The sequence below is a fragment of the uncultured Paracoccus sp. genome (assembly GCF_937873615.1).
GTDB lineage: Bacteria > Pseudomonadota > Alphaproteobacteria > Rhodobacterales > Rhodobacteraceae > Paracoccus.
The window spans coordinates 32,825-57,398 of record NZ_CALMYP010000056.1 but is presented as its reverse complement, the minus strand read 5'-3'; the positions used below and the strand labels follow the sequence as shown (position 1 = coordinate 57,398).

The following is a 24,574-nucleotide window of genomic DNA, read 5'->3' as shown; positions in this document are numbered from 1 at the left end:
CGTTACGGGTGCGATCGGGTGCTGCTGATATAGGCGAACTCGACCAAATCCTTACAGAGGCTCATGCTGGGCCAGAGGCAAAGAAGAAGACGAGGACGGTCTTGAACCGTCTCTGGCTCGAGCCGCGCGAAGAGCTCGCCGGCTTGGCAGATAGGGGCGTCGCCATCTTTCGCGGGGTGACGGATCCGCAGGTCGCAGCTTTGACCTGGGGCATGGCTTTGGCGGTTTATCCGTTTTTCGCGAAGGTTGCTGAGATCGTGGGTCGGCTGACGTCCCTTCAGGGAGATTGCACCACAGCGGAAGTCCACAGAAGAATGGCCGAGATCTATGGCGAGCGAGAGGGTACTCGCCGCATGACAAATATGGTTCTCCAGTCGCAAGTTGACTGGTCACTGCTCAGCAAGAGTGACAGCGGCAAGACCCTGTACCGGAAGCCACCGGTGGCCATCCAAAGCCCTGACACAGTTCAGTGGCTGTCTGAGGCTCTCCTCACGCATGTGGGCCGCCCACTCATTCTGGACGGGCTTTCCGGACAGCCGACGATGTTTCCGTTCTCTCTCGGTGACAATCTTGGCTATGTGCTCTCGTTATCTAACGTCCTTGATGTGCGGGCAGACAGCGCAGGCACCCGTATTGTCGGACTGAAGGGCGCTTGATCGACATGAGCAATCCTGGTTCGTGTCATAGGTAGCGACTGACAATCGATCACCAAGAACGCCAGTCACCCATTTACGGAACTGCGGGGAGCCAATGTCTTCACTTGCCTGGATTGATTTCGATGAAGCCGAGCGCCAGCGCGCGCAGCGGATCATGGCGTTATTCCAGGAGCGGGAAACCCGCGACGAACTGGGTTTGGGTGGCATCCGCGATTCGATTGCCGACCATCTTTTCCCTGGCACCAGCACGATCCAAACCCGGCTGCGCTACATGCTGTTTATCCCTTGGTTGTTCCAGATGCTCGAAGGATCATCGGTCGGGGCGGATCAACTCACGAGCGAAGCCCGCGCCCTCGAAAACCGGCTCGCCAACGCGCTCAAGGTCGGCGGCGAGTCCAACGGCGTCATTGGTAGGGACGCCGGTGCAGACCTCCAAAGACTACCCAGTTCAGTCTACTGGGCCGGGCTCGGCACATGGGGTATCCGTCTCTTCCCGGGCTCAATAGACAACCTCTTTTCCTCCATGCGCCATCTCCAGCGCGCGCGACCTCGCGTCCGCGAAAGCGAGGACTCCGCGTCTGAGGCCCAGGCACTTCAGATCTGGACCGCGACGCTGCCGGCACGTCCCACCGACCTGCTCGACCAGACGCAGTTCAAGCTTTCGCTCGACGAGGCACAGTTCATCATCGACCGGCTCGTCGCACATCAACCGCACAGCCTCCTGGCGTTTTTAGCGCGAAGCGGGTCCGGCCAAGCTGAATGTGACAACATCTGGGAGCACCCCAATCTTGCCGACTTCCCTGACAACGCCCGTACGCTGGTTGGGCATGGCGCGATGTTTTCCAGCGTGATGCACGGCGCCTCGCTGCTCTACAACTTGCTGCTCAGCCGACTACGTGATCGGGCCGAATGGATCGAGAAGTATGAGGCGCGGTTTGCCGATTGGCAGTCCAGCCTGGACATGGCCGCGATCCGGGCTTGGTCACTCGATGCCTTCTGGGCGGCGATCGATCATCCCGCGCACAGCATCCAGCCTGCCGCCAAGCGCTTCGTCTCCGAATGGCTTGGCCTGTTGACTTCGGGCAGCGTCATGAACGGTGCGCTAACGCCGGCCGCACGTCTCGTCCAGGATCGCGAGCGACGGCTGAAAACAAGCCAGTCCCGCTTTGCAAACCGAACCGTGCGAGACCGGTGGACAGGCGCTTCGGGTGTCGAGCCGCTGACCTTCCGATGGGCACAAGCCAAGTCGCACTTGCGGGATCTTGCCAGTGCTGAATAGAACGACGCTCGATCCGGAAACCCGCGTTCTCTACGGCGACAGCCTTCAGCCCCCTCCGGGCTACGTCTTCGACGCTGCGATCACGACGACTTTCTCGCTCGATTTCGAAACGGCACTCGCCGCACCCGTCAGTCTCGCCCTGTTCGCGGCTGAAAATCGAGATGACATTCTCACCCACCCGCTGGCGCTGCTCGAAGGCGCCGAACGGATCGCAGGGCGCCTCGTCGTTTATGCCGATGCAGGACATCTTCATGCTCAAAGCCGCCCTCATTCACGCCTCTGCTCGCTGCTCGAACGCATCATCGTCGAAGTCGCCGCACCGCGAGAAGGCGCATTCCATCCCAAGCTTTGGGCTCTCCGCTATCGGCCGACGCGTGCCGAAGATCCGACGCTCCTGCGGCTGCTGGTGCTCTCGCGCAATCTTACGCGAGATCGGTCCTGGGACATCTCTTTACGCCTCGACGGCAAGCTGACGCGCCGCCCCGATGCGAACAACCGGCCACTGTTCGATCTTCTGAGCCGACTGCCAGACCTCGCCGTCGCCGGCATCTCCGACGGTGCACGCGCACTGACCGATGAAGTTGCCGAAGATATTCGGCGCGCCCGGTGGACCGTGCCTGACCGGTTCGACGCCGTCAGCTTCGCGGTGAACGGGTTCGGGGGAAAATCCTGGCAGCCTGCGTCCTGCGCTCGATTGGGGATCATCTCGCCCTTTTGCGATACCAGTGCGCTCAACCTGCTCAGCGGACTGCCGACAGCGGAAAAGCCCGTTCTCATCAGCCGCCCGGATCAATTGGCTTGCATCGACAGCGCCACGCTGGACGCTTTTGACCGCGTTTCCGTCCTTGACGAAATGGCCGCCAGCGAAGACGGCGAGGAGGTCTCCACCAGCGCGCTTCAGGGACTACACGCCAAGGCGTTCATCGCCGAGGTGGGCTGGGACACGATCCTGACAATCGGGTCCGGAAACGCCACGCGTCCCGCCCTGCTGTCGGGAAACAATGTGGAGCTTTTCGCCTCGCTCAGAGGCAAGCGGTCCAAGGTCGGCAGTGTCGAACAGATCATGGGCGAGAAAGGCTTTGGGCGCCTCACCCGCACCTTCGTTGCCAGCGAGCTCGAACCCATCGATCCCGCCACCATCGCCGCAGAGGCCCGGCTCGACGACGCACGCCGCGCCTTGTGCCGCGGCGGATTGTGCCTGCGCTGTGAGCGACTCGAAAGCATCGACGGCGATTCGCACCCGTGGCGTGTCTGGCTCATCCCCACTCAGCCGTTGCCGCTTGTCGGCATTGCCACGCTGCAGGTTTGGCCCATCACCCGAGGAGATGGCCATGCCAGTGATGTTCTGGATGCCCTTCGCGCAGGAACGGCCGTCGATCTCGGCGCCATGCCGATCGTCGATCTCACCCGCTTTCTGGCCTTTCGGTTGACCGCAGACAGCGCCCAGGTATCAGCTCTGTTCAGCACCAGTCTGGTGATGGAAGGCCTGCCCCCCGAGCGCCACGCCGCCATTCTTCGCTGGGTGATCGACAGCCGTGATGCGTTTTTCCGCTATCTGCGGCTCCTCTTGTCAGAACTCGGCGATTCATTCAGCGCAGCCTTGGCAGCGCAAGAAGGTTCCGGCAGCATGGCCTGGGCCAGTGCCGCCGACGACGCGCCGCTCCTCGAAGATATGGTTCGCGCCATGTGCCGGGGAGGCGAAAGGCTTCATGCGATCGAACGCCTGATGACGCGATTGGAGGCCGACAACGATACCGGTGCCGATCCGATACCCAGTGATTTCCGAACCCTTTGGGATGCATTCCGCATCGCCCTCCAGGATCAGGGCCTCAGCCATGGCGGATAACCGATTTGATGCTGAAGCTGCCCTCGCTCCGCTGAAAGCCTTTCAGCGTCGTACAGTCGATTATGTGTTTGACCGGCTTTACGGCGATCAGGATCCCGTGAGGCAATTTCTCGTCGCGGATGAAGTGGGCCTTGGCAAAACCATGGTCGCGCGCGGCGTCATCGCCCGCACCATCGAGACACTTTGGGACAGCACCGACCGGATCGATATCCTCTATATCTGTTCCAATCAGGCGGTTGCAGCTCAGAACATCAATCGCCTCAACGTGCTTGGGCGGCGCGAGTTGGCGTTGCCGACCCGCATGACACTCATACCGCTACAGGTCCGGGGCCATCATGGGCTCGACGCCAACAAGGTCAATTTCATCAGCCTGACACCGGGTACGACCTTTGACCTGCGCTCGACCACAGGCGTTACGCAGGAGCGCGCATTACTGCTGCGAATGCTCGAAGACCGGGTGCCGCGACCGCGCGGCCTGCACAATCTGCTTCAGGTATCCGCCGGTGTTGATGGCTGGAATGGCGCCGTCCGCGAGCTGTCCCTAGACGGTGTCGATCAACGGATCATTGATCGCTTCCGCCGCGACGTCGAAAAAGATGCTGAGCTGTTCACGGAACTGGTGGCGGTATGCGACCTCTTCCCGCGTCGCCGTGAGACCTATCCACAAGAGCTGAACCAGCGGCGCAACGCCTTGGTCGGTCGCCTTCGCGGCAAACTCTCGCACGCCTGCATCGACGCCCTGAAACCCGATCTTATCATCATGGACGAGTTTCAACGGTTCCGCGACTTGCTCCACGGCGACACCCCGGCTGCTGACCTGGCTCGCGAGCTGTTCGACTATTCGGACGGCAAGGGTCATGCAGCACGCACGCTCCTGCTTTCCGCAACGCCCTACCGGATGCTGACTCTATCGGGAGATGAACCCGATGACGGCGAGCATTACCGTGACTTTCTGGAGACCTTGTCCTTCCTCTACGGTCGGACCAACGGTCCCGACGTAGCCAAGGCGCTGGAACGCGAAATGCGCGAGTTTCGCGGCTTCCTTCACGCGATGCCCGGCGCACGGAACGAGGCCATCAGCGCACGCCATGTCGTCGAGAACCGGCTCCGCAAGGTGATGGCGCGCACCGAACGCGTGGCCAGCACCATCGAGCGCGACTCAATGGTAAGCGAGCCGCCGATGGTCATCACGATCCTGCCAGCTGATCTGCGCCAAGCCGCAGCAGTGTCGGACGTTGCGCGCGCGCTGGATGCGCCGGAGATCACCGAATACTGGAAGTCCGCGCCCTATCTCCTGAACTTCATGCGCGATTATGCGCTCAAGCGGCTGTTGAAAGAACAGCTCGACAATCCGGCGCCCAATCTGTGCGCGGCGCTCGAACGCGCACGGCCCGCCATGCTGGATCACGACCGGCTAGACGCCTACGAGCCGCTCGAACCCGCTAATGGTCGGATGCGCGGCGTCATGGATGATGTGTTCGGCGATGGTCTTGATCAGCATCTGTGGATTCCGCCATCCCTACCCTATTACGGTCCCGAGCGATCCGGGCCGCCGTTGACCAAGGCGTTGATCTTCTCATCTTGGTCGATGGTGCCCGATGCGATCGCGGCAATCCTGTCCTACGAAGCCGAACGGCGTATGGGCGTCGGTGCTTCGGGGCAGCGATATTTCGGCCATGTTCGCCCACGCCCGATCCAGTTCCGGCAAAATCAGGGCCGACTTGTCGCCATGCGCGCGATGCACCTGGTCTATCCGTCGCCGACATTGGCACGCCTCGCCGACCCGCTTGCGATCTTCGCGGTGGCGAACGAAACCCTGTCGGTCGAAGAAATGCGCAAGGCCGTCGCCGACCGCCTTCGCGAGAGCGTTTCCGCACTCGCCGAGCGATCAGGCGACGCAGCCGACGGCCGCGATTGGGAATGGGCTGCCCCCGCCGTCATCGACGCCATGGCGAAAGCCAACTCTGTCGCTTGGGTGAACTCTCCTTACGGCTTCGCGCTGCTCGGCAGTGAGGAGGGCTTCAAGGAGCATGTCGCCGAACTGCGCACCGTGACGACCGAGCGCACTTTCGGGCCTGTACCGGACACGCTGATTGATCTGCTGGTAGACGTCGCTCTGGGTAGCCCTGCTGTCTGCGCGTTGCGCGCCTTGCATCGGATCTCGCCCGATCTCTCTTGGGACGATCATCGGCTCTTGAAGGCGGCCAACCAGATCTCCTGGGGCTTCCGCACGCTTTTCAACCAGCATGAGGCCGTCGCTCTGCTCCGCAAGGACGACGATGACCGCTATTGGCGCCAGGTACTCACCTACGGGGTGGAGCACAACCTCCAAGCGGTTCTCGACGAATATGTCCACTATCTGCTCGACGCAGAGGGCTTGGGCGCCAAGCCATCCGCAGATCGCATCGCTGGGATCAGCAAAGCGATCTCGGAGGCGTTGGCCATTCGCCCATCGCAGATCGACGTCGAGGATCCGACCGTCGCTGGCAAAGAACTTGTCATAAACAAGTTCCAGATGCGGGGTCGATTTGCCATGCGCCTGGCCGATTACAAGGACGAGGAAGGCGGGGCTGCACGCCTGGGAAGCGTTCGGGACGCCTTCAACTCACCCTTCCGGCCATTTGCGCTGGCCACGACGTCCGTCGGACAGGAGGGCCTCGACTTTCACCCTTATTGCTACCGCCTCTATCACTGGAACCTGCCCGGAAATCCGGTCGATCTGGAACAGCGCGAAGGGCGTGTCCACCGTTTCAAGGGTCACGCGATCCGCCTCAATCTGGCGCACCGGCAGGTCGATGTGGTGCGTGGGCGCGAGACAGGTCACGATGATCCTTGGCAGATCATGTTCGACGCCGCCCGCGTCGAGACCGACCACGACTCAGACCTCATTCCCTACTGGGTCTACGAAGGACCGGTGAAGGTTGAACGCCGCGTGCCCTTGCTCCCGTTCAGCCGCGAGGTGCGCAGACTCGGGTGGCTCAAGCGGAGCCTGACCGTCTATCGTCTTGCTTTCGGCCAGCCGCGCCAGGAAGACCTGCTGGAGTATTTGCATAGCCTCATGGAAACCACCTTGTCGGCTGAGGATCTCGCCGACTTGCAAATCCGGCTCCAACCGTGAAATCGTGCCGATTATAGGTTCGGGCATTCAATTGCTCTCACTTGCGATCGGCAGATCCAGCGCGACATCCGCGGCGGGCTTCAGCAACCCCGCATCCTCCAGCGCCTCAATATCCGGCAAGTCACGCAGGGTCTCCAGCCCGAACTGCTCCAGAAACCCCGGCGTGGTGACGTAAGTGTAGGGCGCGCCGGGTTCCGGGCTGCGCGGGCCGCGGGCGATCAGGGCCTGGCGGTGCAGCCGGGCGATCAGGTCGCGGCTGACCTCGCGCCCCGTGAGCCGCGAGATCGCGCCGCGCGTCACCGGCTGCAGATAGGCGACGATGGTCAGCACGAGCGCCTCGGTCGAGGTCAGGTCGCGCGGGCTGTCGGTATCACCACGCGCGGTGCGGATCGCCTCGGCATGGCGCGGCCGGGTGCGGAACTGCCAGCCGCCGGCGACGCGGGCGATCTCATAGGGCCGGTCGGCCAGTTCGGCGCAGATATCCTCGATCAGCAGATCGAGGGCACAGTCCCGGCCGACCACGCGGGCCAGTATGTCGCGGCTCACCGGATCGGCAGAGGCAAACAGCACCGCCTCGACCCGCGCCATCCACTCGCGCCAGCGCAAAGCCTGCGGCAGATCGGCCAATTCGGTATCCAGCAGTTCGGTAGATTTTCGGGCCATCGTCATAGCCCGTAAAGCCGGAAGGTCGGCCGGCCGGTCAGTTCGCGCACGACGCCAAGCCCGGTCAGCCGCTCGAACAGCCGCCGCGCGGCGCGGTCGCTGGTCTGCGCGCCCGCCTGGGCAGCCAGCGCATCCTCGCTCAGCAAGGCGACAATGATGGCGGCGGCATCCTTGCCGCGCAACTTCGGAGCGACCGCGCGGAGCGCAGCGGCGCGGCGGGCCAGGTCGGTGTGCAGATCAAACGCCGCCACGGCCCGCCTGCCCCAGGCCGCGGCACAGGCGGCCAACCACGCCTCGCCCTCGAGCCGGAAAGCCGCACGCGGCAGATGCGCCGCCAGTAGCGGCAGCGGGCGATCCCAGCCAAGCGCGCGGGCGAGAGCCGCATCGGCCAGCCAGAGCGCCAGGCCGCGATGCGCCGGACCAAGGGCCAGCACGTCGCGCGCCGCCTCGGCCGCAAACCGCAAGGGCGGGATGCGCCCGGCAAACCGCGCGGCCAGATCGCGCAGCAGGTCAGTGAGGGGGTGCGGCGGCAGATCGAACAGCCCCGGCAACCGCGCTGGCCAGTCGGCCGAGTGCAGCGCCCGCGCCGCGCCCAGATGTCGCCACGCGATCAGCAGCCGCCCACCCGGGCCGGGGTCATCCCCGGGACGGCAGAGGGCGAGGGCGTCGCGCAACTGTCCCTCCGCTTCGCGGCGCCCCTCCAGCGCGGCAACCGCCGCCGCTGCCGAAAGCGCCAGCCGCTTGCGCCACAGGGTTCCGACCGGGTCTTCGGAGCGGGTCAAGGGATCGAGCAGCGCCAGCGCCGCACCCGCCGAAAACAGCACAGTCTCAACATCTTCCCGACCCGCGCCCTGCCGGACCCAGCGCGGTAGCGCGGGATCGGAACGGGGGACAGGAGCAGGTTTCTGATCGCGCGGCATGGCGGCAGGCTAGCAGATGGCGGCGGTTACTACCATATTTTTCGCGACCAAGCGCCGCGCCTGTCACTTTCAGATGATGTCCAATAAGTTTGCCTTATCGGACGCAAAGAAGATATGCTCAGAAGCATGACCGAAACACCCGAGAAATCGCCCCTAGAACCCCCGGAACTCCCCGATCGCCAGGAAGGGGACGACAGCGCTGATCCGGAGCGCGACACGATCGCCCTGCCGTCCCACATCGCTGGCTCGGCCACACTCGACCGCCTGATTGAGGCCGCGCGAGACTATGCGAGGCAGGCGGCGTCGGAGAACACACTAAAGGCGTATGCCAAGGACTGGGCCCATTTCGCCCGCTGGTGCCGGATGCGCGGCGCAGACCCCCTGCCCCCGTCGTCCCAGTTGATCGGCCTCTACATCGCCGATCTGGCAGCACCGGGCGGCACGACCCCGTCGCAGTCGGCGTTCCGACCCCTTGCGGTCTCCTCTATAGAGCGGCGGATCTCCGGCCTGACCTGGGGCTATGCGCAGCGCGGTGAGCGCCTCGACCGCAAGGACCGGCACATCGCCACTGTCCTCGCCGGCATCCGCCGCAGGCACGCCCGCCCTCCGGTGCAGAAGGAGGCCATCCTGCCGGAGGACTTGCGCGACATGCTGGCCACCCTGCCCCACGATCTGCGCGGGTTGCGCGACCGGGCGATCCTGCTGATCGGCTTTGCTGGCGGCCTGCGTCGGTCTGAAATTGTCAGCCTCGATCACGGCAAGGATGACACGCCCGACAGCGGCGGCTGGGTCGAGATCCTGGAGGACGGCGTGCTCCTCACCCTGCGCGGCAAGACCGGCTGGCGCGAGGTGGAGATTGCCCGCGGGTCGTCCGACCAGACCTGCCCGGTTCATGCCCTGAACCAATGGTTACATTATGCCCGCATCGACTTTGGTCCGCTCTTTGTGGCCGTCAGCCGTAACGGGCGGAAGGCGACCGGCGAGCGGCTCTCCGACAAACACGTTGCCCGTCTGATCAAGCAGACCGTCGAAGAAGCCGGTCTGCGCCCGGAGCTGTCAAAAGCAGAGCGGCTGGCGCTGTATTCCGGCCATTCCCTGCGCGCGGGCCTTGCCAGCAGCGCGGAAGTTGATGAGCGCTATGTTCAAAAACAGCTCGGTCATGCAAGCGCAGAGATGACCCGCCGCTACCAGCGACGCCGCGACAGGTTCCGCGTCAACCTGACCAAGGCCGCAGGCTTGTAAGCCCCCTGCCCTTCCGACGAGCTTTTGCTGAAATGCCAAGCTCCAACCAGACCGCTCAGGTTTCGCCTAATCGCTTCAATTGAAATCGGGAACCAAACGCGACAGGCCTACATCTCCGCCTGGAAGATGGCGGCCTTCGGGAAGTCACTGGCCTGGCCGGAGGACGAGAAGGTCGCCCTGCGCTTCATTCTGGACCATGCCCAGGACCTGACCGAAAAGCCCGGCCCGGCGCAGGACGTGGCGCTGGAGCTGATCGCCATCGGCCTGCGGGTTGCTTTGACCTGCCCCTCCCCGGCCACGCTCGACCGCCGCATCGCCTCCTGGCAGGCCTTCCACCGGATGCGCAATCTGACGTCGCCGTTCTCGACCCCATTGGTGCAGCAGGCGCGGCAGAAAGCCCGCCGGGCGAATGCCAAGCCACGCACCCCGAAGTCACCGAAGCCGGTCACGCGGGATATCCTGGAGGCGCTGCTTGCCACCTGCGATGACACCCATCGTGGCATCCGCGATCGGGCGATGCTGATGCTCGCCTTCGCCTCGGGCGGGCGGAGGCGGTCAGAAGTCTCGGGGCTGAACGTCGAGGACATTGGCCGGGATGATTTCCTGGCCAAGGGCCTCCTCTGGGTTCGCCTCCTGGAAACCAAGACCACTAAGAAAGACCAAGCGCCGAAGCTGCCCTTGAAGGGCCGCGGCGCGCGTGCCGTCGTCCATTGGCTGGAAGTCACCGGGCTGAAGGACGGCCCGCTGTTTCGCCCGGTCAGCAAGGCCGACCGCCCCCTGCCCCGGCGTCTCGCTTCCGACGCTCTACGGACCATACTCCGCTACCGGCTGCAGTTGGCAGGTCTGCCGGTGGATTTCGCTACGCTGCACGGGTTGCGGGCAGGCTTCCTAACCCAGGCCGCGCTGGACGGAGCGCCGCTGGCGGCCGCGATGAAGCTGAGCCTTCACAGGTCGGCCGTGCAAGCCCAGAAATACTACGCCGATGTCGAGATCAGCGAGAACCCGGCGGCAGACCTGTTGGGGGACTGAGGGGTCACTTTGGATGCCGATCAGCCGTTCGAAAGGTAGGCGGCGAGGTTCTGATGGCCGTGCAGGATGCGGATGATTTCTATCCCCTGATCTGCTTGCCTATAGATCACTAGATGCGCGCCGCTGGGATGGATCCGCACCGCGGGCGTGAACTCGGTGTGCTCGTGGGCGATCTCGGGGAACTCGACCAGAAGATCAAAGAGCGCGAACAGGCCGTCGGCATAGCGCTCGGCCTGATCAACGCCCCACGCCAGTGCCCCCTGCAGCCAGATGTCCGAAAGATCGGCTTCCGCAGCAGGTCGCAGGACCCAGCCGCTACTTCCCTGCATGCTGTGCGCGCATTCGGGCCTTGAACCCCTGCCGGTCAAGCGGCTTGGCAGGTCCGCTCGCCAGGCCAGCATCGACGGCCGCCTGAATCTCGGCGATGGCGTCCAGACGTTCCCGATCGCGACGGATCAAATCGCGCACATAGTCGCTGGAGTTGGCGTAGCGACCTGACCTGGTCTGGTCTTCGACCCAGCTCTTCATGGGATCCGGCAGCGAGATGTTCATGGTGCCCATGGCGGTCTCCTTCAGCTCACAACTTATGGCAAAGATTGCCGTGCGACAAGCGTGCCCTGTGCCGTGCCAGCCAATCGGTCGTTTATTGATGGTATGTGAAACTGCAAACGGCCTGTTTTGATGCCCCTGATCGGCTACGCGCGCGTCTCGACCGAAGATCAGACCCCCCTGCCCCAGTCGCAGGCCCTGAAATCTGCGGGCTGCGTCGAGATCCACGAGGAGCAGGCCTCTGGCGGGAACCGCGCGCGGCCCGTGCTGGCCCGCGTGCTGGAACGGATCGGCAAAGGCGACACGCTGGTCGTCGTGCGCATCGACCGCCTGGCGCGATCCCTCTCGCATCTGCTGGAGGTGATCGAGCGGCTGGAGGCGAAGGGTGCCTTCTTCCGCTCTCTGACCGACCCGATCGACACGTCTTCGCCGCAGGGCAAGTTCACCCTGCAAATTCTCGGCGCCGCGGCCGAGTTCGAGCGCGCCCTGATCCGCGAACGCACCAAGGCGGGGCTGGCCAGCGCGCGCAGCAAGGGCCGGATCGGCGGCAATCCGGGCTTGCGCGCCCGCGATCCGGCGGCGTTGCGCAAGGTGCGGCTGGCGCGGCAGGATGGCTACATGGAACGCCTGAACGAGACGGCGCAGGACTGGGTTCCCCATGTCCGTCGCCTGCGCCCGGACTTGGCCTGGGAAGACGTAGTGCGCATCGTCAACGGCCCCCTGCCCCATGAGCGCCAGTGGACACAAAGCCGATTGCTACGCGCCGTGAATGCCTATGTCCGCGACGGCTTCCTGCCGGAAACCGTTCTGGGCCGTGCCGGTCGTCGCGATACCGACGACCGCTTGCCCGCCATCGTGGCCGGCATCAAGGGCGCAAACCCGGAAATTACGCTGCAAGAAATCTGCAACCGGCTCGAGAAGATGCGGGAGCGGACGCCGCGTGGGCGGACCAGCTGGCAGCCCTCGTCGGTAAAGATGCTGCTGGAGCGGGCCGAAAGGCTAGGGCTGCTGGGGTAGACGCAGCGGACCGCCACCCCTTATGCAAACGGGTTCACAATCCGCAGCTGGTTTTCAACGAGCAGTCCATCTTGCATGTCCTCGCTCCACAGCGTGGCGCAACCCGCAATCAGGGCGCTCGCCACGATCATCGCATCATAGATCGAGAAGCCGTAGCGTTCCCCCAAGGCGCGACCGACGTCATGTGTCTGAAGGGTCAGCTCTTCGACGGGACACAAGGCGCGTACGCCTTCGAGAAATGTTGCTGCTTCCTCCCGACTGAGGCTAGCCTTGCGGCGGCAGTTCACCAGCGCCTCGTTCAGGACCTGAACGCTGATCCGCGGTCCCTGCCCCAGGATGACCTCGGCGCGATCGGCCTTTGGGCCGTCGTCGAGCAGGTATAGAACGACATTCGTGTCCGCGAATTCAGCGCTCATGCGCGTCGTCGCGGCTCAGGCGTTCTGCGGCGGGTAGCTTGCCCCGGAAGCGGCGCAGGCCGTTCAGCACCTCGTCCGCACGCGCGTGGCGTCGCACCCTCACTTGGCCGTCGTCCTTGACCAAGTCGATCTGATCGCCTTCCTTCAAGCCAAGTTCGCGAACAAGCTCCGCGGGCAGACGGACGGCAAGCGAGTTGCCCCATTTTGCGACCTGCATTGTGGCCTCCTGGTTGGATATACTCTTAGTAATGTATATCCGAAGGGCTACAAGAACAAGCCTTCCACCAAACCGTAGCCACTCTTGTGCACGACGCAGCTACTGACACCAGATTTAGAAAGAGCTTGCGCGAATCTGGCATGTCGGGCAATAGTCTCGAAAAATACCGCGTGGTCACATAAAAATCGCGCCCACGGATCGAGGCAGAGATGAGCGACGCTGAGCAGGACCTAGACATTGCCATCGGGCACTACGCAGAGCTTCTCGCGTCGAACCTTCACGCGCAACGTGCGGCTCATTTCCCTCCTGACGCCAAGAAGGTCATGCGCAGCCTGACCAGCGGTGAAGCGGCCGAGTTGCTTGGGGTCGACCATACCTATCTTCGCAAGCTACATCGAGAAGGAAAGATCGCTGAGGTCGAGACGACTGCGGGAAGTCACCGTCGGTATACGCTGGATGATGTCTGGGACATCCGCCACGCCCTTGAGGCAAATGCAAAAAAGCCTGGCACCTACGTCCCGGGACGTCGTAGCGGGGATGAGCTTCAGATTATCTCTGTCGTCAACTTCAAGGGTGGGTCAGGCAAAACGACCACATCAGCGCACTTGGCGCAACGCTTGGCGCTCAAAGGATATCGGGTGCTTGCGATCGACCTTGATCCACAGGCTTCCCTTTCCGCGCTGCATGGCATCCAGCCTGAATTGGACCTGATGGAGGGCGGGACCCTCTATGACGCGGTGCGCTACGATGAGCCGGTTCCGATTTCGGATGTGATCCGCAAGACCTACATCCGCGGTCTTGATCTGATTCCCGGCAACCTCGAACTCATGGAATTCGAGCACGAGACGCCGGCCGCCATTCAGCGAGGTGGTGCGCGCGCCTTTTTCGCGCGGGTGCGTGATGCGCTCGACAGTGTCGAAGCAGACTACGACGTCGTCGTCATCGACTGTCCCCCGCAGCTCGGCTTCCTGACCATGTCCGCCCTATCGGCATCCTCCGGCGTCCTTGTAACCGTTCACCCGCAGATGCTCGATCTAATGTCCATGTCGCAGTTCCTGCGCATGACCGCTGATCTGCTCGGTGTCATCCGGGATGCCGGTGCAAATCTTCGTTTCGACTGGCTGCGGTTCCTACCGACCCGATACAAGGTGGGCGATGCCCCACAGACCGAGGTCATTGCCTTCATCCGTGGACTGTTCGGTAGGTCAGTCCTGACCAACCATATGGTTGAGTCGACGGCTATCTCTGACGCGGGGCTGACCAAGCAGACGCTCTATGAGGCCGACAAGAAGGACTTCACGCGTCAGACATTCGACCGCGCAATCGAGTCCATGAACGCTGTCAACGACGAGATCGCTGAGATCATCCAGAACACGTGGGGCCGAAATGGCAAGAAAGCCTAAACTCGGGCTGCCGTTGCAGACCCTGCGCAACGCGCCGGACGCACTGGAAGGGCGCAGGCTGCGCGGCGGCGTCTTCGAAATCGAGCCTGACCAAATCGAGACCGCAGGTCGGCTTGATGACCGTTTGCACATCGAGACCGAGGGTCTCAAAGCCTCGATTTCCAAGAATGGTCAGCGCGTGCCTATCCTTGTCCGGCCGCTTGAGGGTGAGCGTTACAGCCTAATCTATGGCCGTCGTCGTCTGGAAGCTTGCAGGGAACTCGGGATCAAGGTCCGCGCCATCGTCACGGAGATGGAGGGCGATCAGGCGCTTCGCGATCAGCTTTTGGAGAACCAGGAGCGTCGGGACCTTAGCTTCATCGAACGCGCGCTTGTCGCCGCCGCCTTGCTTGACGGTGATCATCTGACCGCATCCGAACGCACAAACAAGGGTGTCGCCGAGGTTCTCAATTTGACTGAGGCAGGCGTTTCTCAGCTGTTAAGCGTGGTTCGCACCGTGGGAGAGGACTTGATCCTGGCCATTGGCGCGGCACCGGGCATCGGAAGGCCGCGATGGGAAGAGCTCAAGAAGTTGCTTGGATCTAAAGATGTCGATCGCGAACGGCTTGCCGCTTTGGCCGGTGAGGCGAAGAACACCCACCAAGGCGGGATAAACGAGAAGTCCGATAATGCATTCTTGGCTGTCCTCTCCGCTGCAGGAAAGCCTGAACAGACCGCGTCTTCGTCTCGCCCTCTCGGGCAGCCTGGCACGGTCATTCCGGGCGTCGGTGCAGCCACTGTCACGACTGGACGTCGTGGCAAGCAACTCAAGCTCGAGTTGAAGGCCGAGGACAGTGATTTCGTCAGCTGGTTGGAGGGACATGCCCCGCAGTTGATCGCCGAGCTTCACGAGCGCTGGAAGCGTTCGGAAGACTGAGGAAGAGCAACAAACAAAGGAGGCACGAGACAGGCAGAAAAGAAAAAGGCCCCGAGAAGCAAGCTTCACGAGACCTTTCTTAGGTTTCGCACGGGACCAGCCCGCTACAAAACTTCAGTTTTCGCACCTCTGAATGTAGCGATCTGGCCCCTTTCCCGCAAGCGCAAAGCGATTCGCGGGCCAGGGAAATTTTGCCTTCGTGAACGAAAATCATGGAGTACACACCTATTTCGCCGTTTATGCGGCCGATTTCGCACGCCCATTTGCGTGTGGTCGAGCGACCCGAAGCGTCCGTTTCAGGCAAGCCCGTCAATAAGTGGGAGCTCTTGCGTGAGCTGTCCAAGGCGCAGGCTGCCTTTGGGGTTTCCGAGCGCGATCTGACGGTTCTCCAGGGGCTGCTCAGCTTCTTTCCCGATGATGCGCTTGGCGGGAACGCCGAGATGGTCGTCTTCCCGTCCAACAAGGCAATCTGCGAGCGGCTGAACGGCATGCCCTGCTCCACGATGCGCCGTCACCTGGCCCGCCTGGTCGAGGCCGGCTTGCTGATGCGACGCGATAGCCCCAACGGGAAGCGCTACGTCCGCAAGCACGGTGAAGAGCATGTGGCTTTCGGCTTCGAGCTCTCGCCGCTCTACTGCCGGTCCGAGGAGATCGCGCGGGCCGCAGAGGCCGTGCGTGAGGCCGAGGAGCGTGTCAGGCGGTTGAGGGAGGTCGTCAGCCTCATGCGGCGCGATCTCGCAGCCCTCGCGGAGTTCGGAGAGGAGATCCGGCCTGGCCTTGGCCTCTGGGATCAGCTGCGCGACATGGCCGCCCTCACGGCACGCGCGCTTCGCCGCAAGTTGTCGCTTGAGGACCTCTCGGCCTATCGGGCCGAACTTGAAGCTCTCCTCGATCAGGCTCGCAACCTCATCGATGGGCCTGAAACAGAAGAAATGAACACCAATGATGCTCGTTTTGAGCGTCACCATCATAATTCAAATAAAGAATCTATAGATCTTGAACCTGCCTTAGAAAAAGGCGGGGCGGCGGCCGGCGCGCCAGATGATGATACCGATGCGCCTGTTGCTGACGTTGAAGAGCTGGATACTCGACAAGTCCCGAAAATCCCGCTCCACTTGGTACTTGCCGCCTGCCCTTCCCTCAAGACCTTCTACCAAGGTGATATCCGGCACTGGCATCAGCTTTTCGACGCGGCGTGCCACGTCCGGCCCGCCATGGGGATCAGTGCATCAGCTTGGGAAGAAGCGCAGCGGCTCATGGGCCCTGAGCAGGCGTCAATCGTCGTCGTCGCCATGCTGGAACGCTTTGCCGACATCAGATCCCCGGGTGGCTATCTCCGCGCGCTGACATCCAAAGCCGCAGCTGGCGAGTTCTCCTGCGGACCGATGGTCATGGCGCTGATCGGTCGGCGGAGTGCGGCTTAACAGCTGTTAAGTTCAGATTGTCCATGGCTCGCGCGTCATGACTTAACAGCTGTTAAGTCGCCTGTTGGCAGTCACAGGATGTTCGAGAGGAAGAGGTTGGGGGTTTGAGGGGTGACGGGAAGTGAGATCGGAAGAGTGGCTTCCGACGCCCGTCGTGGAGAAGATCTGATGACGAAAGCAGCCCAGAAAGTCACCCTGTCCCCGTCGCGGGACATCCCCTTCGGCAAGCTCGTGCTGAGCCAGTCCAACGTGCGGCGCATCAAGGCCGGCGTATCGGTCGAGGAACTGGCCGAGGACATCGCCCGGCGCGGCCTGCTGCAGGGCTTGAACGTCCGGCCCGTGCTTGATGCCGACGGGGTCGAAACCGGCACGTTCGAGATCCCCGCCGGCGGTCGTCGTTTCCAGGCGCTGTCGCTCTTGGTGAAGCAAAAGCGACTGGCGAAGACCGCGCCGATCCCCTGCATCGTGCGGGATGCTGCGTCCGACATTCTGGCCGAGGACGACTCGCTGGCAGAGAACATGCAGCGCGTCGCTCTGCACCCGCTGGACCAATTCCGCGCCTTCGTGGCCTTGCGCGAGAAGGGTCAGAGTGAAGAAGCGATCGCCGCGGCCTTCTTCGTGACGCCGCAGATCGTCAAGCAGCGTCTGAAGCTCGCCTCTGTGGCCCCTGCCCTGCTCGGGGTCTATGCCGAGGACGGCATGACGTTGGAACAGCTGATGGCCTTCACCGTGAACCCGGACCATGCGCGTCAGGAGCAGGTCTGGGATACGGTGAAGAACTCCTGGAACAAGGAGCCCTATGCGATCCGGCGCATGCTGACGGAGACCTCGATCAGGGCCTCGGATCGCCGTGCGGTCTTCGTGGGTTTCGATGCCTATGAGGCGGCAGGCGGTGTCGTGCTGCGCGATCTGTTTCAGGGCGATGACGGTGGTTGGCTTGAGGACCCTGCCCTGCTCGATCGGCTGGTCTCCGAGAAGCTCCAGGCCGAAGCCGAGGCGCTGGCCTCCGAGGGCTGGAAGTGGATCGAGGTCGCGACCGACCTGCCCTATGGCTACAGCCATGGTCTGCGGCGCCTGGCCGGTGACCCGGCACCGATGACCGAGGAGGAAAGCGCTGCCCACGCTGTGCTCCTCGCCGAGTACCGCGAGCTGGAGGAGGAATACTCCGGCCAGGACGAGTACCCCGAGGAAATCGATGCCCGGCTGGGTCAACTCGAGATGGCGATGGAAGCGCTCGAACAGCGGCCTCTGATCTACGACCCGACCGAGATTGCGCGCGCGGGCGTCTTCGTGACGCTGGATCGGGATGGCAGTCTTGCGATCTATCGTGGGTACGTTCGGCCAGAGGACGAGCCGCACGAGGAGACCGCGGTCCAGGATGGCGATGGTGTGGATGCCATGGGGCAGGGGGGTGATGTCGGCGGTTCCAGTTGGAAACTGTCGGCGACCTCCGCCGGGTGCACCGTCATCACTTCGGGGGGGCAGCCGATCGGGGCGGATGCGTCCGATGAGGAAGATGACGGTGCGCTGAAGCCGTTGCCCGAGCGGCTGGTCATGGAACTGACTGCCCACCGGACCCTCGCGCTGCGTGAGGCCATCGGGCGGTCGCCGGACGTCGCGCTGACGCTCCTGCTCCTGAAGTTGGTGACGGATACCTTCCGCACCTCCTCGGCCACTGGCAGTTGTCTCGAGGCTTCGGTGCGTCACGTCTACATGTCGGCGCAGGCACCGGACCTGAAGGACAGTGTGGTGGCGAAGCTGGTCGACGAGCGTCACGCAGCCTGGGAGGCCGATCTGCCCCTCGGCGACGATGCCGCCCTCTGGGACTATCTGGCCGCGCTCGATCAAGGCAGTCGTCTCGCTCTTCTTGCGCATTGCCTCAGCTTCGGGGTCAACGCGCTTCATGAGAAGGTGAACCCCTATGGGGCTGGCATTTCGGCCACTGGATTGACCCGCCGCATGGCGCACGCCGATCTCGTGGCGCGCGCGCTCGATCTCGACATGGTCGAGGCGGGCTGGGAGCCCACGGTTGATGCCTATCTCAACCGTGTGCCCAAGGCACGGATCCTCGAAGCCGTACGCGAGGCAAAGGGGGAGGGGACCGCGCAGCTTCTCGATCACCTCAAGAAAGGCGAGATGGCGACCGAGGCCGAGCGACTTCTGAAGGGCAGCGGCTGGCTGCCCGAGGTCCTGCGCCGGGCCGATCTGGCGGCACGCGATGGTGAGGCGATCGCGGAAGGGCAGGGGGAGGACGCGGGTGAGCCCGACGACATCGATCTCCCGGCTTTCCTGACGGCTGATCTGCCCGACGGCGATGCATCGATGATGGCGGCGGAGTGATCTGAGCCATCCGGGGGCGAGGAAACTCGCCCTCACTCTCACAATATACAACAATATCAATATGATGAATGCGAATTCTCGCATTCGGGATGAGGAATCATGTCTGCAACAAACATCATCGACTCGGCCCCTTTGGGGGCGCTGATCCGCTACACCGACGGCAGTCCCAGACCGCCGGCACGTTTCACGAAGAAGCTCGCGGCCTGGGAGCGATCGAACGGCGTCGGCCGCCTCGTGAAGAAGGTACTGCCGCGGGTCTATCCCACCTGGACGGCTCCGGCCTCCTTCACGCTGCATGAGGGCAACTTCTCCTCGGACGGGGTCATTCTCGTCACCATCATGCGCAGCCATTCGGCGGATAGCCGTCTGATCTTTGAGGTGGCCGAGGAACCGAAGCCCGGGCAGGTCCGCGTACTTCTGGACTTCGGTGGAAACACCGAGTTGCTGCATCTGGCGGAATCCATCACTGCGGCCGAGCTTTGGATTGCACGGGAAGGCTATCGCAACGCGAGGCTCGATATCGTCGGTGCCGAGGACGGCGAGAGGGCAGGGGGCGCAGACCTGGCCGCCTGAGCCCTGACAATGCATGAGGGGCCTTCTGAAGGGCAGGCCTCTCACCAATCATACCCTCGTCCCGCGATGCCGCGGGGCGCCAAAGGATCCATCACCACAGACGGAGGTCTTCAACCAACAGCCTGCCCGGGAGGCTGGCGGCGTTCCAAGCATGAGCGGGACAACCGGCTCCTGACGTTGGGGCACCATCCCCCGCTCGCCATTCCCTTCCTTGCCCCGAATCCTGTCTTCGAGATCAACCCGCGAGGGGTCGGACTACGGGCAAGCCCGTGCCGCCGGGTGGATTCGGGCAAGCCGAACGCACCCGGTGATGTCAGCCAGTCTTCGGGCCTGCGGGGTCCTGTCGCGCGGGGGATGGTCCCCCGCCTCCAAGACAGGAGCCAAACAGATGTCCCGCAAAGATGCACACGCCTTCGCCGCCTCCCTCGCCGCCACGCTCATGGTCTCGATCGTTGTCTTTCAGGCAGGGGATGGAACCTTTGGCGCCGTCCCCGCCGACGAAATCGACGGAGACGAGGTCGTGATCGTCTCGGAATACGATCCCTTCGGGTGAGGCTTCGGCCTCACTTTCCGAGGGCCCGGCACGGCGCGGTTACACTTCCGGGCCTATCGCCGATAGAGTGATCGGCGGCGTCGCTCTTGGGAACACAGTGCGCCGCCTGCGCAGATCGTGGTGCGTATGGGCGGGGAGCGAACCTTCACTGCGAAAGGCACAAATGAGCAAGATGCGCGATAGCGGACGTCGGGTGCACTGCTCCGCTTGGCCTTTATGCTTCGCCGGACAGATCGTCGAAATGGTCATACATTTCGAGGGCGCGCCTCGGTAACGATGCGGAAAGCTCATCGACGTCGAGCGTGTAGCGGCCCAGCAGGAATCGCCCGTGGCGCTCGCGTATCTCATAAAATCGCACCGGTCGGCTGCGGCCCGTGAGCGCTTTGACTATGGCGAATTTTACAGTGTGCGAGCAACGCATCCCGAAAACGACTTCTTCCATCTCAAGCGGGGAGTCATGCGGGCCGCGCGGGCCGACGAGCCTCCATTCGCGCTCGTAGCGCCAGTCGACGGCCTTTTTCGTTAGGACGGCCTCATCTACCTGATGGCGGGCTTCTTCGTCGCCGTCGAGCATTGCGGCGACCGCGCTCGCCGCAATCAACCGGCTGCCGCCGTAGCTGATTTTGTGCAGGTCGCCCGCTGCCCGCGGGGGTATCGAATAACCGATGCACACGCCCTTGTGCTGGTCGCCATAGTGGCTCCACATCAGCGGGCAGTCGGCCCGTTCGGCAAGTGAAAAGATACCTTTGCCGTAGCGCCTCAGGAGTTCTTCCTCGATATATTGCCCGAAGAGGAAGCGGGCCGGATCTTCGATATCGTATTCGGGGTTCGTCGCATGGTAGCGAATTTCGGCAACTACCTGTTCCGCGCGCCGCCGACTGTGGGCCGCTATGTGGCTGATCGTCTTCGGCCCTCTGTACCGTATCGTTTTTGCAGCCGCACTCATTTCGGCATTGACACGCTGCTCGACAAGGCGGGAAAGGATTCCTGCTAGCGCGTCGGCGTCAATATCCGTGTCGAGAGTGGGCTTCGTGTCGAGCGGATCGTTGAATGTGCTCGGGTCAGCAAAGAATACCTGATCCGCGATCAGCGCATCGAGTGTGCGGTTGCTGAAAGTACGGTATTTATAGAGCCTCTCCGGAATTTTCCTCATTGCCATTTCCGTCCCCTATCACACGAAATACTTGGCGTCGCGATTGTCGAAAGCGGGCCGTGTGCCTTCTAGGACATCGACGAGGAAGCGGTTGATGGCGGGCGACTCGATGGCGCCCATCGTATAGATGACCGCATTGCCCGCCGCGCGGTCGATATGGGCGTGAATGATCTGCTCCGCATCACAGACCACAGCAATATTAGGGCTGTGCGTCACCATGATGATCTGACGGCGCTTTTTCACATCCTTGATGACCGGAATCAGCAGCCGATACACTGTCTGACTGTCGAGATTTTCTTCCGGTTGATCGACGATGATCGGCTTGTTGCTCTTATCGACCAGCAGGTAGAAGACCAGCAAGAGCGTACCGCGTTCGCCGGGCGAGAGGTGGCTGAGGTCCTTGCCGTCTAGCTTCAGCGAATACTCCGGCTCAAGGTAACCGAGACTCCACAGAAAATCGTAGAGCGCCTTCACTTCGACATTCTTGCGTAGCTGGCCGGCGATGCCTGTGGGCGTCTGCTGCACCGTACGCATATCGCGTTCTAGATGAGCGATGATCTTCTCGACATAGGCGAGCGCATCGTCTTCGTCGTTGACGTCAAAATCCGCGCGGATTTCTTCGAGCGCCGTGCCCTTTTCCTTGCGGTAGAACGAGCCGGCGACGCCCGTTGAAACGAATTTGTCGAATAGGTCGCCTTCGAGGTTACGCTCGATGATGGTGCTCTCGAACGTGAGCTTGAATCCTTCTTTGATAACGACGCTGGAGCCGATCAGCTCCTGCACCGCAGAGAACAGCTCCTTGTACGCGTCGCGGATCGCGGCGACGCATTTGTGGATGCCGCGAGCGATCTCCCGGCGCTGCACGCGCAGCTTCTCTATATCGTCGGGAAGGCCGGTCTTGAGGTAGGACAGCTGCGCTTCATAACCCTTCAGCGTGTCAGGCTTGTCAGCGGCGCCCTCGATCAGAAGTCCTTTCTCCTGCCAGGCCCGGAGCGCCTCGTTGTACTCCTGAAAGCGCTTGTTTGGCGCATCGAGTTGCCCCTGAAGCCCGGCTATACGTTGCAGGCACGCCGCCTTCTGCGCAGGAAGGCTGCCGGCGCCGACATCATCCAGCGCGGTATCGACGAGCGTCTTTTCGTCAATGAGCTTATCACGCGCGGTCGTAAGGACCGTCTTATCGACAGTAATGGAGACCAGGGCGGAAAGCGACAATCCGAGCTTTTCGAGATCGGGGGCGGTCTCGCGGTTGAGACGGGCGTACTCGCTTTCGAAATTGTCGATTTTGCCCTCGACCTTCCGGGCGAGCGCGATCTTTTCCGTCAGCGTCTTCTGCCGCTGCGTCTTCTCCGCCGTCTCCGCGTCGATCCGGTTGAGCGTGGTACGCTCGCCGGCGAGTTTTTCCGCAATGACGTCGTAAGCGGCCTTTTGTTCGGGGCTGACTTCGCCCGGCTGCTCGACCTTCGCCGGCTCGATCTCCTTGTGCGCCTTCAGTTCTTGCTGCTTCTGGCGCAGCAGCGCCTCGATCCGAGCGGCGTAGGCAGGCGTCGCCTTTTCTTCGAGGCGCACAAGCTCGCCGTTTACGCGCTCGATCTCGCGCCGCGCGTTGTCGATCTGTCCCTTCAGTTCCTCGGTCTTGTATTCGATCAGCTCGTCGAGCGACTGCTGACCGAGCCGGTCGGCGTCGCTGATATGGGAGAAGATGACCTTGCGCAGCTCGGCCTGGAATTCGCTCTGCTGGCCGGGCTCCGTCTCGGTGCAGACCTTCTCTAGATAGGTCTGCGGAATGTAGCGCACCCGCTCGACGCCGGTGGTATCGGGCTTCGCGTTCAACGGCAGCGCTGTTTCCGTGCCGTCGGCCCAGACAGGGCGGACCGTAAACTGCTTGGCGAGCTTCCCGCTACGCTCGCAGAATCGGTCCTTGACGAGGAACGAGAAATGCACCGGGTCGCAGTGCGTGTTGCCGGCGAGCGCGAGGATGTCGGCGAGCGCACTCTTGCCGCTGCCCTTGTTACCGATGATGGCGACCATGTCGGAGTTGAGCGGCAGTTCGCTGTCGAACCAAGTATCAGCAGTTTCGGCGTCGGCGATTTTTCGGATGTGAAGCCGGTCTATGAACCGCGTGGCATTGCCGCGCACCTCTTCGAGCTTGGGCGGGATGCGGCCGATATAGACGCGGTCCTCCGGCTCGTTGATGATCTGGCGCAGTCCGGCGAAGGTCGGGTCGGCCTTGATCCAGCAATACTTGTCGGTCGGCCTGGAGTCTTGGTCCTTCAGCTTGCCGAGCTCGTCGTTGACGTTGTGGGAGTCGCTGCCCTTGACGCATGGCTTCCGGTTTCCGAACCACTCGCGGTAGGAAGCTTCGCTATATTTGGGGTTCTTCCATAGAAAGAAGTCGGCCTGCGCCTTGTTGGCCGACCCCAGGATATCCGCGTCGCGGATCAGGTGCTGCTTGAGCATCACATCGGTATTCGGGTCGATGTTGTCTATGCCGCCATATTCGTCATAGGGCAGCCAGACGAGATACCGGCCGCGGAAGCTGCCGTCCGTGCGCAGCTTCTTCAGGATTTCGTTGAAATCTACCTGCACGCTCAGCAGGAACTCGCTGCTGGCATAGCGTGCCCCGATCGAGCTGCCGCCTGCCTGCTGATTCTTGAGGAACGTCTCGATATCTTCCGGCTCGAGTGCCGGGTCGAATATCAGGTGGAAGTTTAGACGCTGACCGCCCTTGCCCTGCTTATTCATCAGCACATTCGTCATGCGGCACTCGACAACCGGCAGCAGAATCTTCCTGCGCAGCTTTTCCAAGGCGTCGCGGTAGGCTGCGTTGCCTTCCGTGTCGCCAGCCGGATTGGCCAGCCGGTGGACTACTTCGCGGTAGCCCGCGACCGAGAAATAGTCATTGATGCCGATCACGTCGCAATCGGCGTTGCCGAGCTGGATGATGAACTGGTTATAGTCGCCAGTAAACCCGTGCGATGCAGGGCTGTGGACATGCAGGTCCCACTTCCGCCACTCCGCACCCCGCGGCCATTTGCTTCCGGTCACGCCGTTTCCCCCGACTGTTGCTTTCGGCGACGCCGTCAAGGCCCTTGAAAGGTGCGCATTGAAGTGTGCGGCGGTCGTATCTCCTGCTTCGCTCAAGTCAGTGATTACCGCAGGGATGTCGTTCTTCCCAGTGGAAACGTGATAGTACCAGCAAAGTACGAAGGAACTTCGGGGGCGATATCGGACTGGTGGTGGTCAGCCAACTGAAACTCGCC

Annotated in this window: 21 protein-coding genes; 13 read left to right on the top strand and 8 right to left on the bottom strand. The window is 62.6% G+C overall.

The window, feature by feature from the left end; translation table 11 throughout:
• The 4 genes from Q0330_RS13175 to Q0330_RS13160 form a co-directional block, all read left to right on the top strand.
• The coding region (locus Q0330_RS13175; RefSeq protein WP_299480038.1) for a hypothetical protein at positions 1 to 656 on the top strand (656 nt) is incomplete at its 5' end.
• A 94-nt stretch (positions 657 to 750) separates the two neighbouring features.
• Positions 751 to 1,935, top strand: coding sequence for a DUF6361 family protein (locus Q0330_RS13170; RefSeq protein WP_299480035.1), 1,185 nt, complete (start codon positions 751 to 753; stop codon positions 1,933 to 1,935).
• Complete coding sequence (locus Q0330_RS13165) at positions 1,925 to 3,781, top strand: phospholipase D family protein (RefSeq protein WP_299480032.1); 1,857 nt, start codon at positions 1,925 to 1,927, stop codon at positions 3,779 to 3,781. Before Q0330_RS13170 ends, Q0330_RS13165 begins: the two co-directional genes overlap by 11 nt.
• Entirely contained in the window at positions 3,771 to 6,899 is a 3,129-nt protein-coding gene (locus Q0330_RS13160) for a DEAD/DEAH box helicase (protein WP_299480029.1), read from the top strand. Before Q0330_RS13165 ends, Q0330_RS13160 begins: the two co-directional genes overlap by 11 nt.
• 27 nt (positions 6,900 to 6,926) lie before the next feature.
• On the opposite strand, the gene Q0330_RS13155 is transcribed toward Q0330_RS13160, so the two are convergent.
• Together Q0330_RS13155 and Q0330_RS13150 are read right to left on the bottom strand one after the other, a co-directional pair.
• Complete coding sequence (locus Q0330_RS13155) at positions 6,927 to 7,562, bottom strand: SMC-Scp complex subunit ScpB (RefSeq protein WP_299480026.1); 636 nt, start codon at positions 7,560 to 7,562, stop codon at positions 6,927 to 6,929.
• A 2-nt stretch (positions 7,563 to 7,564) separates the two neighbouring features.
• The gene (locus Q0330_RS13150; protein ID WP_299480023.1) at positions 7,565 to 8,482 is read right to left on the bottom strand and encodes a DUF1403 family protein; all 918 of its coding nucleotides are present in this window, start codon (positions 8,480 to 8,482) and stop codon (positions 7,565 to 7,567) included.
• 114 nt (positions 8,483 to 8,596) lie between these two features.
• Between Q0330_RS13150 and Q0330_RS13145 the strand changes: the two genes are divergently transcribed.
• Together Q0330_RS13145 and Q0330_RS13140 are read left to right on the top strand one after the other, a co-directional pair.
• Positions 8,597 to 9,724, top strand: coding sequence for a tyrosine-type recombinase/integrase (locus Q0330_RS13145; RefSeq protein ID WP_299480020.1), 1,128 nt, complete (start codon positions 8,597 to 8,599; stop codon positions 9,722 to 9,724).
• Positions 9,725 to 9,850: 126 nt separating this feature from the next.
• Positions 9,851 to 10,753 carry a tyrosine-type recombinase/integrase gene (locus Q0330_RS13140; RefSeq protein ID WP_299480017.1) on the top strand — a complete coding sequence of 301 codons (903 nt, stop codon included), beginning with the start codon at positions 9,851 to 9,853 and terminating at the stop codon, positions 10,751 to 10,753.
• Positions 10,754 to 10,773: 20 nt separating this feature from the next.
• Here the strand turns inward: Q0330_RS13140 and Q0330_RS13135 are convergent, their stop codons facing one another.
• Entirely contained in the window at positions 10,774 to 11,082 is a 309-nt protein-coding gene (locus tag Q0330_RS13135; RefSeq protein WP_299480014.1) for a type II toxin-antitoxin system RelE/ParE family toxin, read from the bottom strand.
• On the bottom strand, positions 11,069 to 11,314 hold the full coding sequence (locus Q0330_RS13130; RefSeq protein ID WP_299480011.1) for a type II toxin-antitoxin system ParD family antitoxin: 246 nt from the start codon (positions 11,312 to 11,314) through the stop codon (positions 11,069 to 11,071). Before Q0330_RS13130 ends, Q0330_RS13135 begins: the two co-directional genes overlap by 14 nt.
• Before the next feature lie 120 nt (positions 11,315 to 11,434).
• Between Q0330_RS13130 and Q0330_RS13125 the strand changes: the two genes are divergently transcribed.
• The gene (locus Q0330_RS13125) at positions 11,435 to 12,319 is read left to right on the top strand and encodes a recombinase family protein (RefSeq protein ID WP_299480008.1); all 885 of its coding nucleotides are present in this window, start codon (positions 11,435 to 11,437) and stop codon (positions 12,317 to 12,319) included.
• Between the two features lie 20 nt (positions 12,320 to 12,339).
• On the opposite strand, the gene Q0330_RS13120 is transcribed toward Q0330_RS13125, so the two are convergent.
• Both Q0330_RS13120 and Q0330_RS13115 read right to left on the bottom strand, forming a co-directional pair.
• Complete coding sequence (locus Q0330_RS13120; RefSeq protein WP_299480005.1) at positions 12,340 to 12,735, bottom strand: PIN domain-containing protein; 396 nt, start codon at positions 12,733 to 12,735, stop codon at positions 12,340 to 12,342.
• Positions 12,725 to 12,952: an AbrB/MazE/SpoVT family DNA-binding domain-containing protein gene (locus tag Q0330_RS13115; protein WP_299480002.1), complete on the bottom strand. Its 228-nt coding sequence runs from the start codon at positions 12,950 to 12,952 to the stop codon at positions 12,725 to 12,727. Before Q0330_RS13115 ends, Q0330_RS13120 begins: the two co-directional genes overlap by 11 nt.
• A gap of 209 nt (positions 12,953 to 13,161) precedes the next feature.
• On the opposite strand from Q0330_RS13115, the gene repA reads away from it, so the two are divergent.
• The 6 genes from repA to Q0330_RS13085 all read left to right on the top strand — a co-directional run bounded on the left by repA (position 13,162) and on the right by Q0330_RS13085 (position 20,161).
• Complete coding sequence (gene repA / locus Q0330_RS13110) at positions 13,162 to 14,355, top strand: plasmid partitioning protein RepA (RefSeq protein ID WP_299479999.1); 1,194 nt, start codon at positions 13,162 to 13,164, stop codon at positions 14,353 to 14,355.
• On the top strand, positions 14,339 to 15,271 hold the full coding sequence (gene repB / locus Q0330_RS13105; protein ID WP_366518334.1) for a plasmid partitioning protein RepB: 933 nt from the start codon (positions 14,339 to 14,341) through the stop codon (positions 15,269 to 15,271). Before repA ends, repB begins: the two co-directional genes overlap by 17 nt.
• Positions 15,272 to 15,483: 212 nt before the next feature.
• Positions 15,484 to 16,695: a plasmid replication protein RepC gene (repC, locus tag Q0330_RS13100; RefSeq protein ID WP_299479993.1), complete on the top strand. Its 1,212-nt coding sequence runs from the start codon at positions 15,484 to 15,486 to the stop codon at positions 16,693 to 16,695.
• Between the two features lie 168 nt (positions 16,696 to 16,863).
• On the top strand, positions 16,864 to 19,035 hold the full coding sequence (locus Q0330_RS13095; RefSeq protein WP_299479990.1) for a ParB/RepB/Spo0J family partition protein: 2,172 nt from the start codon (positions 16,864 to 16,866) through the stop codon (positions 19,033 to 19,035).
• Positions 19,036 to 19,134: 99 nt separating this feature from the next.
• A complete protein-coding gene (locus Q0330_RS13090) occupies positions 19,135 to 19,608 on the top strand; it encodes a hypothetical protein (protein WP_299479986.1) in 474 nt (157 codons plus the stop codon).
• Positions 19,609 to 19,996: 388 nt separating this feature from the next.
• Entirely contained in the window at positions 19,997 to 20,161 is a 165-nt protein-coding gene (locus Q0330_RS13085; protein WP_007803240.1) for a hypothetical protein, read from the top strand.
• A gap of 214 nt (positions 20,162 to 20,375) precedes the next feature.
• On the opposite strand, the gene Q0330_RS13080 is transcribed toward Q0330_RS13085, so the two are convergent.
• Positions 20,376 to 21,314 carry a DUF2971 domain-containing protein gene (locus Q0330_RS13080; protein WP_299479973.1) on the bottom strand — a complete coding sequence of 313 codons (939 nt, stop codon included), beginning with the start codon at positions 21,312 to 21,314 and terminating at the stop codon, positions 20,376 to 20,378.
• A gap of 18 nt (positions 21,315 to 21,332) precedes the next feature.
• Entirely contained in the window at positions 21,333 to 24,455 is a 3,123-nt protein-coding gene (locus Q0330_RS13075) for a TrlF family AAA-like ATPase (RefSeq protein ID WP_299479970.1), read from the bottom strand.
• Between the last annotated feature and the right edge of the window lie 119 nt (positions 24,456 to 24,574).